Annotated in this window: 16 protein-coding genes; all 16 read left to right on the top strand. The window is 69.3% G+C overall.

The annotated features are described in order from the left end of the window. Positions 1-18: 18 nt before the first annotated feature. The 16 genes from BS80_RS12550 (at position 19) to BS80_RS12620 (ending at position 13334) form a co-directional block, all read left to right on the top strand. Positions 19-432 (top strand): hypothetical protein, encoded by a 414-nt coding sequence (locus BS80_RS12550; protein WP_035796467.1) that lies wholly within the window; start codon positions 19-21, stop codon positions 430-432. 64 nt (positions 433-496) lie between these two features. Further along, positions 497-679, top strand: coding sequence for a hypothetical protein (locus BS80_RS12555; RefSeq protein ID WP_035796469.1), 183 nt, complete (start codon positions 497-499; stop codon positions 677-679). Positions 680-783: 104 nt separating this feature from the next. Continuing rightward, complete coding sequence (locus BS80_RS12560) at positions 784-1047, top strand: hypothetical protein (RefSeq protein ID WP_035796471.1); 264 nt, start codon at positions 784-786, stop codon at positions 1045-1047. 32 nt (positions 1048-1079) lie between these two features. Further along, entirely contained in the window at positions 1080-2084 is a 1005-nt protein-coding gene (locus BS80_RS12565) for a DUF2637 domain-containing protein (RefSeq protein WP_035796472.1), read from the top strand. A 50-nt stretch (positions 2085-2134) separates the two neighbouring features. Next, the gene (locus BS80_RS12570; protein WP_035796474.1) at positions 2135-4045 is read left to right on the top strand and encodes an FtsK/SpoIIIE domain-containing protein; all 1911 of its coding nucleotides are present in this window, start codon (positions 2135-2137) and stop codon (positions 4043-4045) included. Then, complete coding sequence (locus tag BS80_RS12575) at positions 4038-4547, top strand: hypothetical protein (protein WP_157536199.1); 510 nt, start codon at positions 4038-4040, stop codon at positions 4545-4547. The genes BS80_RS12570 and BS80_RS12575 overlap by 8 nt, the downstream gene beginning before the upstream one ends. A 59-nt stretch (positions 4548-4606) precedes the next feature. Further along, the gene (locus BS80_RS12580) at positions 4607-5212 is read left to right on the top strand and encodes a restriction endonuclease (protein WP_051966508.1); all 606 of its coding nucleotides are present in this window, start codon (positions 4607-4609) and stop codon (positions 5210-5212) included. A gap of 189 nt (positions 5213-5401) precedes the next feature. Beyond that, positions 5402-5542: a hypothetical protein gene (locus BS80_RS40715; protein ID WP_157536201.1), complete on the top strand. Its 141-nt coding sequence runs from the start codon at positions 5402-5404 to the stop codon at positions 5540-5542. A gap of 52 nt (positions 5543-5594) precedes the next feature. Beyond that, positions 5595-5777 carry a hypothetical protein gene (locus tag BS80_RS12585; protein WP_035796477.1) on the top strand — a complete coding sequence of 61 codons (183 nt, stop codon included), beginning with the start codon at positions 5595-5597 and terminating at the stop codon, positions 5775-5777. 515 nt (positions 5778-6292) lie between these two features. Further along, positions 6293-6472, top strand: coding sequence for a hypothetical protein (locus BS80_RS12595; RefSeq protein WP_035796479.1), 180 nt, complete (start codon positions 6293-6295; stop codon positions 6470-6472). 23 nt (positions 6473-6495) lie between these two features. Continuing rightward, positions 6496-6666, top strand: a complete 171-nt coding sequence (locus tag BS80_RS40720; RefSeq protein WP_157536203.1) for a hypothetical protein — start codon at positions 6496-6498, stop codon at positions 6664-6666. 23 nt (positions 6667-6689) lie between these two features. After that, on the top strand, positions 6690-6968 hold the full coding sequence (locus BS80_RS12600; RefSeq protein WP_035796481.1) for a hypothetical protein: 279 nt from the start codon (positions 6690-6692) through the stop codon (positions 6966-6968). A gap of 28 nt (positions 6969-6996) precedes the next feature. Beyond that, positions 6997-7371 (top strand): hypothetical protein, encoded by a 375-nt coding sequence (locus tag BS80_RS12605; RefSeq protein WP_157536205.1) that lies wholly within the window; start codon positions 6997-6999, stop codon positions 7369-7371. 10 nt (positions 7372-7381) lie between these two features. Beyond that, positions 7382-11140 carry a beta strand repeat-containing protein gene (locus BS80_RS43525; protein ID WP_051966509.1) on the top strand — a complete coding sequence of 1253 codons (3759 nt, stop codon included), beginning with the start codon at positions 7382-7384 and terminating at the stop codon, positions 11138-11140. A gap of 13 nt (positions 11141-11153) precedes the next feature. Continuing rightward, complete coding sequence (locus BS80_RS12615) at positions 11154-11924, top strand: hypothetical protein (RefSeq protein ID WP_157536207.1); 771 nt, start codon at positions 11154-11156, stop codon at positions 11922-11924. A gap of 15 nt (positions 11925-11939) precedes the next feature. Beyond that, the gene (locus BS80_RS12620) at positions 11940-13334 is read left to right on the top strand and encodes a DNA-packaging protein (protein WP_063771946.1); all 1395 of its coding nucleotides are present in this window, start codon (positions 11940-11942) and stop codon (positions 13332-13334) included. Positions 13335-13346 lie beyond the last annotated feature (12 nt).

Here is a 13346-nt window from a genome sequence, read left to right on the forward strand (position 1 = left end):
CCCCTTCCAGGAGCCCCGATGACCAGCCTCCTCAACCACCTCGCCGCCGGCATCCGCGGCCAGCACGCCTACCGCCAGATCCGGGCCGAGCACGACGCCTGGGCCCGCGACGCGAAGCTCGGCACCACCTACTACACCCTCGCCGCCGACGCCCGCGGCGCCCACACCACCTACGTGTTCACCAAGATGGCCCGGTTCGGCCCGCACACCGGCCAGCTCATCGAAGCCGGCGGCGCCGCGTCCTGGACCCTCTGGTACCAGAACGGGCCGCTCACCACCGCCCGCCAGACCACCCAGGCCGACCTCAACGCCATCGACCAGCGCGCCGAGAAGGCCGCCATGGCCCGCGCCCAGCAGACCGTCACCGACGCCGTCCTCGCCGAGATCGCAGTCCTCTACCCCGAGTCGGCCCGCGCCCTCCAGGCGGCCTGACGCGGGCTGGAGCTGGGACTACCGCACCGCACCCGAGAACTGACCACCCATCCAGGAGCCCCGCATGAGGAACTTCAGCTACCACGCCACCGTCCGCGACTTCCACGGGCGCATCCTCTACCAGCTCAGCAACCCCAACATCCCCGTCGCCAACGACCGAGCCACCGACGAACAGATCCGCGAAGAGATCAAGCGCATCCTCATCGACGGCCAGCAGTGGGAGATCAACCTCACCCGCGTCAGCTGAAAGCCCCACCGGCCTGACCGCCGTACGGCGCCGCACAGCCCAGCACCTCTGTGCGGCAGCCGCAGGCACTCAGACCCCGACCGGCCATCCCGAAGGAGACCGCCATGCGCGCCGTCATCGCCCTCATCCTCCTCACCATCGCCTGGCCCGCCCTCACCGGCGTCGCCATCGGCACCAGCGCCTACCTCACCACCCACCTCGCCGCCACCCTCACCATCGCAGCCGCAGTACTCCTCGCCCGGCACAAGCCCCACCGCTCCCACCCCGTCATCACGTTCCTCATCGGCGCCAGCATCGCCACCTGGATCACCGGCCACCACGGCCAGACCACCCAGGCCCCCGCGTCCGGCCCGCAGATCCCCGCCTAACCCAACCCGCCACCGAAAGGCCAACCGCCGCCATGACCAAGAACAACGACGGCACCGACAAGCTCACCCGCGGCGCCCTCATCCTCGTCATGGGCGCAGCACTCACCGTCGGCACCTGGTCCATCTACACCCTCCTCACCACCCACTTCCACGCCCCCCGAATCGTCGCCCTCTTCGGCGCTGGCATGTTCGACCTCGCCGCGTTCTTCTTCGCCCGCCTCGCCCAGCGCTACGCCGCCAGCCCCGACTCCGGCCTCGTCCCCCGACTCGCCATGCTCGCCATGGTCACCGCCAGCTCCTGGGTCAACTGGACCCACGCCCACATGGAGCACTGGGGCACCGTCGGCGCCGTCATCCTCGCCGCCGCCCCCGTCATCGCCGAACTCGCCTTCGAGATGTGGCACCGCTACGAACACCGCGAAGCGCTCCGCCGCCAAGGCCGCGTCGCCGAAGCCCTCCCCGTCATCCCCGGGCTCGCGTGGCTGCTGTTCGCCCCGACGTCGTGGCGCGTGATGCGCGCATCAGTCGGCTCGCGTCTCAGCGTCATCGAGGACGAAGCGATGCGCATCACCGCATCAGTCGGCGATGCGCATCGTGAAGCGCTCGACGCCGCACCCGCCCGCGCTGCCGTCGCATCAGTGGCGGACGATGCGCAGCACATCGTCATCACCCTGCAGCAGCCGCGCGCCATCACCGCCGCACCCGCTGATACGTACCGCCAGACGGCGAATGATGCGCCCGGTGAAGCCGCACGTCAGCGCAGTGATGCGCCGCCACGCATCATCACCGTGCCGCAGCCGGCGACGGCTGATGCGGGCCCCGCAGAAGCCACCGTATCGCTGGGCGAGGTGGACTTCGCTTCGCTCTCCAAGGCTGCCGCGATCAAGGCGATGCGTGATGCGTTGCCAGACGCGACGGCGCCGCAGATCTCTGATGCGCTCGCATCACACGGCATCACCGCTGATGCGGCGTACGTCCGCACGGTGCTGTCCCGTGCAGCGAAGACCCCGCCGCAGGGCACCGGCGGATACCTGTAATCCCGGCGCGCCCGCCCTACTGACCTTCCCTCAGCAAGGAGACCCCTCTCATGGCCCAGTACATCGGCTTCGCGCCGGCCCCGGCCGACCTGCCGGGCCCCCGTCCGACGATTTTGACGGTCTCGGCGACGACGACGGACAACCTGTCACCTACTGTGACAAATCAGGACAGTGATCGGAACTCTCCGCGCACGTCGCCATCGTCGTCACCGACCCGCCGCACCCGATTCCTCGCCTCCTGCGCCGCCGTCGCCCTCCGCGCCGCCACCTGGGTCCACACCTACCGCTACGAGATGGCACCCGGCGCGGCCGTCAGCGTCCTCACGATGCTCGGCTGGTGGCAGCACACCACCCACGGAGCCGCCGACTGGGCGACCGGCTACACCGTGCTCGGCGCCGGCGCCGCACTCGCGGCCAGCCACGGCCTGAAGCACAAGCACGACCACCTGTACGGGACCGGCGCCGGCGTGGCAATCGCCCTCGGCGACGTCGCCGCCGCCACCGCCGCCGGGCCCGGCCCGGTGTCGTTCGTCGTCTTCTCGCTCGCCAGCGGGCTGGCGTACGTGGCGTACGTGCCGTGGCTCGCCGGGCACCGCAAGACCCACAGCAAGCCGACGGCACAGAAGGAGACCACGCAGCAGGCCGACATCGAGGACACAGTCGAGCCCGCCATAGAGGCAGCAGCGGAGTTCGACGAGCTGGACGACAACATCTACGAGGAGCCCCAGCACAACCCGTTCGGCACCCCGGTCATCCCCTACGCGGACGACGAAAGCGACGACGTCCGTGCCCCGATCCGCCTGGGCTGGGACGAGAACGGCCAGCGCGTCCCACTCACGCTCCTCTACCGGCACACCCTTGTCGCCGGCGCCTCAGACTTCGGGAAGTCCGGCCTCGTCAACCTGATCATCAAGAAGCTCCTCAAGAAGAAGGAGGAGCAGCGCGAACTGTTCGGCATCGACATGAAGCCCGGCTCCCCCGAACTCGGGCCCTGGGAGCCGAAGATGCGCAAGCTCGCCCGCACCCCCGAGGAGGCCCGCGACCTCCTTCAGCTCGTCCGGGCCGAGTGCGACCGCCGCGGAGCATTCCTCGCCGACCTGTCGGCCAGTTCGATGGCCTCCGGCCGCGGCCCGGTCCGCAAGTGGATCCCCGGCGTGCACGGACCCGCCTGGTGGATCATCACCGACGAGCTCGCCGAACTGATCCGCCAGGACGAGGAACTCCGCAAGCGGGAAGCCGAAGCCCGCAAGGTCAGCGAGGACCCGGAGCCAGCCGAGCAGGACATCGCCACGGCGTACGAGAGCCTCCTTGCGATCGCACGCTTCCTCGGCATCCAGTTCGTGTCCGCCACGCAGCAACCGTCCGCCAAAGTCTTCGGCGGCAACACCGACGCCCGCGGCAACTACGCGAACCGGATCTCTACCCGGGTCGGGGAGGCCGGTCACACGCCGTTCATCTTCGGCCGGGGCTGCACCGCGAAGGGCTGGAAGCCGGAGGACCTGCAGCGTCCTGGGGAGTTCTACATCGGCGCCCCGGAGCTGCCGCTTGTGGATCCGCCGAAGTGCCAGGCGGAGTACGTGACCGACGAGGACATCGCGGCTGATGTCGGCCACTACTTCCAGGCCGGCCATCGCGGGCCGTCGGCGGGGCAGTCGGAGCCGCCAGTTCGGATGCTGAAGTCTGTGCCAGTCGCGCAGGCGGCGCCTGCCCAGCCGAAGCTGACGTTCCCAGACGGCTCCACGGTCGGCCGCAACGACTGGCCTGACCTGTACCGGGTGTTCTGCCGGCTGTGCGAGGAGCAGGGCTTCGCGACGAAGGACGACCTGGTGAAGGACGGGCCGTTCGATTCGCGGGACACCGTCCGCCGGGCGCTCGACGCATGGCTTGACCGAGGCGTCCTGGTCCGCAAGCAAGGACGCGCCGAGCAGTTCCACCTCCCCACCGCTGATTCCGATGACTGACCAGGAGACGACCATGTACCAGGACCTGACGACCACCGACACCGTCCAGCCGACCGCCGTCTACCCGGCGCAGCTCGCCCCCTATATCCCCGCCCCGCAGCCCGTGTTCATGCCCGCAGCAAGCCCCGCCATACCGGGCGTCGTCATCAACCCGGACGGCAGCGTGCACTACGGGCACCCGCCGATCATCTACGCCCAGCAGCAGCCGCAGCTGACCGTCGACCCGCGGGCCAGTCTCATGGCCGGGTACGGCGTGGCGGCGGCCGGGGTCGGCTTCGGCGCGTCGGAGCTGATCGGTGCCGTCGCCGGCGCGAGCGTCGGCACTCTCATCGCCACTGCGGCGGTCATCGCCGTCGCCAAGTTCAAGGCTCCGCGGGTGTCTACGGTCAACCACATCCGGGAGGAGTACCACCAGCACGTCACCACCATGGCGACCGGATGGTTCGGCCGCGCCAACGGCGAGATCCGCAACGAGAAGACGTTCAACAGCGGCCAAGCCTGAACTGCCCACGTCCAGCGGCGCGGTGCACCAGAATGGTCCCGACACTTTGGGGGCATCCTGTGGCACCGCGCCGACGTCGTAGCACCACCAGCTCGGGCCCGCTCCTGGCGATCGCCGTCGTGCTGATCGTCCTGGTGGGGATCTTCCGTGCGATAGCCGCACACCCGGTTGTCTTCGTCCTGCTGCTGCTCGCGGCCGGCGCCATCCTGGTCGCGGTGATGGTTCGGCGCACCAAGCGGCACCAGGCGCAGCAGCAGATCCGGGCAGCCCGGTCGTTCGAGATCGCCCCGTATCACCGCATGTCGGCGCTGGAGTTCGAGCACGCCCTCGCGTTCCTGTGTCAGCGGGACGGCTGCCGGGACGTGCAGGTAGTAGGCGGCGCCGGCGACCTCGCCGCAGACGTCATCGCCACCACCCCCGACGGGCGCCGCATCGTCATACAGGCCAAGCGGTACGGCCCGACCACCACCGTCGGCTCCGGAGACGTGCAGAAGGTCAACGGCACATACCGGGATTTCCACGGCGGACACTTGGCGGCGATCGTCACCACCTCGCGGTTCACGAAGCCCGCGCTCACCGCCGCCGACAAGGTCGGCATCCGCTGCTACGACCAGCACGACCTCGCTGGCTGGGCCAGCCGAACCGGACCAGCGCCCTGGCACTGACAGGATGGACACCATGATTCGCATCCTCCGCTCGTGGATCAAGGCGCCCGGTTTTGCCGAGGCGTTCGGCCTGAGCGTGTTCGCCGCCCTGATCATCATCGCCCTCAACCTCACGCTACGGTCTCTGTCGTGAGCGCCAGCTCCGCGCGTTGAGCAGGTCCGGATCGGCGGCCGCGAGACACTGAAGCCATGACCCACTGCACCGCCACCGGCACCATCACCCTCGACGGCCAGCCCGCGACCGTGATCTGCAACCGCACCCCGCACGACCCCGACGAGCAGCACAACGACGCCGTCCACGGCGACTGGGACGACGAGAACGGGCACTGACCAATCCGCCCCCGGGCCGACCGGGCGGCCGTACCCGCGAGAGGGTTGCTCCATGGAAATCACGAAGCACTTCCTGGTGGAGTCCATGCCCACTGGCGAGATCAGGGTGAGCGCCGAACTCTTCCCAGAAGAGACGAAGCACGCGGCCGTGATGCGTGGCTTCTCCACTACCGAGGCCCGCGTCTTCGCCGCTCAACTGATCGACGCCGCGAAGGCCGTCGAGGATGCTGAGTGACCTCCGCTTGATCTTTGACAGATCTGGTGTCACACTCCCATCCAGCAGGACTACTGCGCCCAGAACCTGGAAGGCCCCCACCAACATGGGGGCCTTTTCGCATGTCCGGGGGTGATCGTGGACCGCATCCTCCTCGAAGTCGTCCCCGAGCACCTGGTGTTCGCTCACGAGGCCGAAGCTGTAACCGGCGTACCGCAGCAGGTACTCCGGCAGTGGGCTCGGCGCGGAAAGATCCACCGGTTCCCGGGTGACGGACGGCCGTCCGGCCAGGGGCACCTTTACCGGACCATGTACTCGCTGCCCGAGGTTCGCGAGGCCGCCGAGTCGTATCAGCCTCGCGCCGCTGCCGCCTGATGCTCCCGCCGGTCTGCACTCCCCCGCGGCTGGCGGGACGGCCGCCACGTCCTGAGGGTGGCGTGTGCGGCCGAGGGGTTCCGCTGGCTGTCCGGCCCTGGGCTGACGCCGGCCAGCGGAACCCCCACCACCCTCCCCGCCGATCCTGACGGAGCACCCGCTTGACCCTCGACGAGCAGCGCGCCTTGGATGCCCCGTTCACCCTCCCCGACGAGTGGGACCCGATCCCCGGGACCTGTTCCCGCTGCGGCCAGGACGCGTGGCTGGGTGAACGCAGGTGGTGGCACGACAAGGAACTGTGCCCCTCGCGTGGCCTGCCCGCCGAGTTCCTACCCGACTGACCCTCACACCTCGGAGCACCCTCATGCTCGTTCTCCCCACCCGCTCGCAGCGCCGGGCCGCGTCCCGCAAGCTGTCCCGCCAGTACGCGTTCTACAACGGACCCGCGCCGCGCCACGAACCCGCACGGGACCTGTCCTGCCACGTGCATCACCGGCAGGCGCCGTGCAAGCGGTGCGCTGGCGACACCAACTGACCTTCACCCTCAAGGAGTTCCGCATGTCTGCATTCACTGACCTCACCGCCAAGTTCCACGAGCTCGTCGCCGAGGCCGAGGCGGCCGGCCTGCGGGGCAAGGCCGAGCTGGTCGCCGTGTGGCACAAGCTCGTCGGCGACGAGCAGCAGCTGGCCACTGAGGCGACCGCTGACGTCCACCAGGTCGAGGCGGACGCGGCCCCCGTCGTCGCCGAGGCCAAGCAGGACGCCGACAACCTCGCCGCGGAGGCCGTCGCCGACGTCAAGGGCGCCACCATGCCGCCGGCCGCGCCCACCGCCTGACCCGAGCAGCCCCGGGAGGGCAGTGACCATGCCAACGCTGCCCAACCAGCTCAACACCACCTCGGCGGCCGGAAGTCAGTGGGCCACCACCTACACCCTGCAGAACGACGACGGCACGCTGATGAACATCGTCGGCAAGAGCTTCGAGTTCGTCGTCCGGCCATCGACGACCGACGTCGCCGAGCCGGCCCTCGTCGCCGTCAACTCCACCACCGCCACAGCGCAGGGCTACATCACCGTCACCCCGTCCACGTCCACCGTGCAGGTCGTCCTCTCCCCCACCGCGACCGCACTCCTCGGCCAGTCCGCCTACCCGTACTCGCTGTGGATGGACCCCGGCCTCACAGACGCGACCGACCTCGTCGTGGGCACGTTCTTCTCCAGCCTCGTCGCCGCAGCCTAGGAGGCACTTGATGGTCAACGTCATCGTCTCCTCCGCAGGCACCTCGGGACCGGCCGGCACGGGCTGGCTGTCCGGAGTCGGCGCGCCCTCCAACTCCCTGGGCGTGGACGGGGATTTCTACCTCGACACCTCCAACACGTCCGTCTACTACGGGCCGCGGACCGGCGGTGTCTGGGGTACGAGCCACGCGTTCGGTGGCGGTGGCGGTGGGGCGGTCGCCTCCGTCAACGGCCAGACCGGCGTCGTGGTCATCACCGCGGCCGGCCTCGGCGCGCTGCAGGTTGCCGACGACCTGAGCGACGTGGCGTCGCCGTCGACGGCCCGGACGAACCTCGGCCTGGGCGGAGCAGCCGTCCTCAACGTCGGCACGACTACCGGGACCGTGGCCGCAGGCGACGACTCCCGGATCACCGGCGCAGCACAGAAGAGCGCCAACCTGTCCGACCTCGCGAGTGCCTCAACCGCCCGAACGAACCTGGGTCTTGGCGGCTCCGCCGTGCTCAACGTCGGTACCGGCGCCAGTACGGTCGCGGCTGGCAACGACACGCGAATCACCGGCGCACTGCAGGCCAGCAACAACCTCGCCGATGTCGCATCCGCCGCCACATCGCGCACCAACCTCGGCCTGTCCGCTCTCGTCACCGCGAAGTCCAACCTGACCGCGACGACCAACCCGGCCGTCGGCAGCGACAACACCCTCGGCTACGCGGTCGGATCCGTGTGGATCAACACCGTCAGCACCATCGAGTACGTGTGCACCAACGCCGCGACCGGCGCCGCCGTGTGGACGCCGATCCTCCCCGTCGGCACCACCTCCGGCACCGTCGCGTCGGGCTCCGACTCCCGCATCACCGGGGCTCTGCAGGCCGCGAACAACCTGTCGGACGTCGCCAGCGCCGGTACCGCGCGCACCAACCTCGCCGTCCCGCCCGCCTCCCGTCAGGTCATTGCCGGGACCGGCCTCACCGGCGGCGGGGACCTCACCGCCGACCGGACCCTCGCCGTCACCTATGGCGCCACCGCCGGCACTGCCGCGCAGGGCAACGACGCCCGCTTCGTCACGCCCGCAACGACGGTCGTCGCGGGGACCAGCTACGGCCAGTCCTCCACCGTCGGCGTCGACACCACCTACGCGCGTGAGGACCACACGCACGGCAGCCCCGCCCTGACGAGCAGCGCCCCCGCCGTGACCGAGGGCGTCGGCCAGGCGGCCGCTGTCGGCACCGCGACGACCCCGGCCCGTGCCGACCACGTGCACCCGCTCGCGGCGGCCGGAGCGCCCGCCGCGTCCGCGGTGACCAGCACCCAGACGACCGGCGTGGCAACGACGTTCTCCGCGTCTGACCACGTCCATGCCCGTGAAGGATTCGGCGCCGTCACCGCACAGACGAGCTTCGGCGCATCGTCGACCACCGGCACGGCAACGACCGTCGCGCACTCCGACCACGCCCACGGCACCCCGACGCTGACCCGCACCTGGGCCGGCCTGCTGACCCCGACCGCGGTGAAGACCGGCGCATACTCGGCCGCCGCGGGTGACTTCGTGCCGGTCGACACCACCGCAGGTGCCGTCACTGTGACCCTGCCGGCCGCGCCGGCGGACCTGACGGTCGTCGCCGTGAAGCTGATCGCCACCGCAACCGTCCCAAACGCTGTCAGCGTGGTGACCGGCGGCTCGGACGTCTACAACAAGACCGGCGGCGCCACCAGCCTGAGCCTGCAGCTCACCAGCCAGGCCGTACAGGTCCAGTACTCCGCAGGCCCGGCGATCTGGTACGTCCTCGACGACGACCTGCCTCTCGGCCAGCTCGACGCCCGCTACCAGCGGGTGATCACCGTGGCGACGGCGACCGGCGTGTCCGCGACGGACGCGGCGAACATCGCGGCCGCAGTGACCGCGGCCGGGACCGGCGGGACGATCTACTTCCCGCAGGGCACCTACGTCGCCGACAGCCTCGCGCCGCTCAGCGGCCAGACCTGGTACGGCCCCGCGACGATCCAACGCCCCGCGTCCTCCACCAACTCGGTGATCACCGCGACCGGCATCAGCGGCTTCACGATGCGCGGGCTCACCGTCGACGGCAACCGATCCAACAGCACCGCAACCAGCAACGCCGCGATCTACCTCATCAACACCACCGGCACGCAGCTCATCGGCCTCACCATCCAGAACACGCCGGCGGCCAACGCCGGCATCATCCTGCGCGGCAGTGTGCGCGGCATCGTCGACGCATGCCAGCTCACCACCGTCGGCTACGGCATCCTGATCGGCCTCAACCACGGTGACGCGTACGCCTGCAACGCGAACGTCATCCGCAACTGCCTGATCGACACGACCGACGCCGATGCGATCTTCCTCAGTGAGAACCTCGGCTCGACGACCAGCATCTCCGTGACCGGATCCGTAATCGGCACCGTCGTGAGCGGCTGCACCGTCCGCAACTTCGGCGACTGCGGCATCGAGATCGGCAGCGGCACCGTCTACACCGAGGTCACCGGCTGCACGTTCGTCGGCATCAGCAACGGCGTCGGCAACAACGGCGTGCTGTTCCGCGACGCCGTCCACGGGTCCGTCACCGGATGTACCGTCTCCAACTTGACCAAGACCGGCTCCACCGGCGTCTACATGGTCAACTTGAACGGTTCCAACCAGCACAACTCCGTCAACAACGTCGACTGCTACAACGTTGGCTACGGCTACATCGTCGTCGGCGGCACCTCCGGCGGCAGCGTCGGCACCGCCGCGATCGACATAGCGTTCAACGGCGGCGTCATCGACACGACCGCGATCGACGGGATCCACCTCAACAACGTCAACGGCTTCAGCATCACCGGGACCCGGGTCCGCTCCGCCGGCCAACAGGGCATCAGCGTCGGCAAGTTCTCCACCTCGTCCGCGACCGACGGCGCGATCACCGGCGTCTCCGTCTTCAACTCCTCGCAGCTGACGACCGGCGACAGCGGCATCATTTTGTTCCAAAGCAGCGCCGACATCGTCATCAGCGGCTGCCGCATCGGTGACACCCAGGGCGGATCCAAGACGCAGGCGTACGGGATCAGGCTGTTCGACACCACCGTGTCGAACGTGACGATCAGCAACTGCGACCTGACCAACGGCGGCACCACCAGCAACTTCACGTCCGCGCCGCCCGCCGGCTCCGGCATCCAACTCCTCAACTGCATCGGCACCACCCCATCCGCGCTACCGACCGTCGTCACCCAACCCGGCGCCGCCGCCGAACCGTCCGACCACGGCCTCATCGCCTGGTCCTACGACGCCGGACTGGCCAGCCAGAGCAGCACCACCGTCTCCGGCGGCACCCTGTACCTCACCGCCGTCTACCCCAGGACGGCCTTCAACTCCACCAAGGTCTACTTCTCGGTCGCCACCGTAGGTGTCACCCCCACCGCGGGCAACAACTGGATCGGCCTCTACAACCAGTCCGGGACCCTCCTCGCGAGCAAGGGCATCGACGCCAACGTCACCGCAGGCGTCGGCCTCCAAACCATCACCTGGACCACCGCCACCGGCACCCAGCCCGCCGGCCAGTACTGGATCGGCTTCTTCTTCAACGCCGGAACCGAGCCGACCCTCTACAGGGCGCCAACCCCGGCCGACAACGCCACCCAGAACGTGAACCTCACGACCACCAACTACCGCATGTGCCAACAGGCGTCCGGGTTCACCACCGCCCTGCCATCCCCACTCACCGTCGCCAGCAACTCCATCAGCGGCTCCCCCCGCCTGTGGTGGGTCGCCCTCGGCTGACAGGGAGGCGATCGTGACCCTCGCCCACCCCGTCCCCGAAGAACGCCGCTGCAAAGCCACCCTCAGCCCAGACCACCCCACCAGACCAGGCGAGCGCTGCTCCAAGCGACGCGTGGACGGCGAAGAGTACTGCTGGTCGCACGGCCCCGACGGGCCCCCGCCCGACCACCGCCGCTGCAAGGGCAACTACAGGCCCAGCCACAAGACGTACCCCGGCGAGCGCTGCCGACAGCCCGTCATGAGGTACCAGACGGTCTGCATCGCCCACGGCGGCAGGCTGCCCAACAATCTCCTGGGGGCCCGCAGGCGGGCCACCGAGGAGCGCTGCCGGAAGTTGGTGACGATGTACGGCCGAAAGATCGAAACGACCGCCACTGAAGCGCTCCTCGACGAAGTCCAGTGGACTGCCGGGCACGTCGCATGGTTGCGCGAACGCGTCCAGGAACTCGAAGCCGGCACGCCCATCACAGCAGGCCCCGAACATCCCCTCGTCTGGGGCACCGTCCGCCGCAAGACCGGCGGCCAGGACTGGGGCGAGACCGAAGAAGCAGGCCCGACCGTCTGGGTCAAGCTGTACCAGCAGGAACGCGCCCACCTCGTCAAGGTCTGCGGCGAGGCCATCCGCGCCGGCATCGAAGAACGCCGCGTCAAGTTGGCCGAGAGCCAAGGAGCGCTGGTCGCCCAGGCCATCCGCAAGATCCTCGACGACCTCGACCTCACAGCCGAGCAGGCCGCCCGCGTTCACGACATCGTCCCCCGACACCTACGCGCCATCGCAGGCTGACCCAGGGAGGCGGAGGTGACCGCCACCCAGGACTGGCTTGAGTACGCAGCCAAGGACTTCGAGGTTGCCCGGCCCCCGCAGTGGCGGAAGATCGCCCGCCCCGAACAGCTCGCCCCGGACGGTATCTGGCTCACCTGGGCCTACGTCGCAGGACGCGGCGCCGGCAAGACCCGCTCCGCCGCCGAGTGGGTCCACGAGAAAGCCATGCTCAACCCGGGCGTACGCATCGCCCTCGTCGGCCGCACCCCCGCCGACGTCCGCGACGTCATGATCGAAGGCGAATCGGGAATCATCGCCATCGCGCACGGCGACGCCCCCAACTACCAGTCCACGAAGCGTCGGCTGACCTGGCCCAACGGCTCCACCGCCCACACCTACTCCGCCGAGGTCCCCTCACAACTCCGCGGCCCGCAGCACCACTTCGCCTGGTGCGACGAACCTGCGGCCTGGACCGACGCCCCCAAGGGCGACGCCCTGGACACCGCCTGGAACAACCTCGTCCTCGGGCTACGGCTCGGCCAGTCGCCGCAGTGCGTGTTCACGACCACCCCGAAGCCCAACGCCCTGATCCGCACCATCCTCGGACGCCGCTCCACGGTCGTCACCCGCGGCTCGACCTACGACAACCTCGGGAACCTCGCACCGAGCTTCCGCGAGGAAGTCCTTGCCACCTACGAGGGCACCCGCATCGGCCGCCAAGAACTCCTCGGGGAACTCCTCGACGACGTCGAAGGCGCCCTTTGGACCATCGGCCTCCTCGACGAAGACCGCGTCACGGCGCCACCGGACATGCGGCGCATCGTCGTCGCCATCGACCCCTCGGGCGGCTCCGGCCCCAACAACGACGAACAGGGCATCATCGTCGCCGGCCTCGGCATCGACGGCGCCCTGTACGTCCTCGCCGACCGATCCTGCTCCCTATCACCCCACGGCTGGGCATCACGAGCTGTCGGCGCCTACCGCGAGTTCAACGCGGACCGGATCATCGCCGAGAAGAACTACGGCGGCGACATGGTCGAATCGACGATCCGCCAGGTCGACACCAACGTCCCCGTCAAGGTCATCACCGCGTCCCGCGGCAAAGTCCAACGCGCCGAACCCGTCGCCGCCCTCTACGAGCAGCACCGCGTCCACCACGTCGGCGCCATGCCCAAGCTCGAAGACCAGATGACGACCTGGACACCACAGGACGGCACCAGTCCCGACCGGCTCGACGCTCTCGTCTGGGCGGTGACCGAACTGACCGACAACTTCCAAGCCCAGGCATGGATCGAGTACATGCGCCGCCACGCCGAAGCCCAGCAGGTGACACCTGTGGAGCCTCAAGAGCAAACCGAGCCTGCGGTCGAAGACCCCGCCACCGTCCAGCAGCGAGCCCGAGACGCCGCCTTCCGAGCTGCACGCCGATAACCAAGGGGGTCC

Source organism: Kitasatospora mediocidica KCTC 9733, assembly GCF_000744225.1.
Classification (GTDB): Bacteria; Actinomycetota; Actinomycetes; order Streptomycetales; family Streptomycetaceae; genus Kitasatospora; species Kitasatospora mediocidica.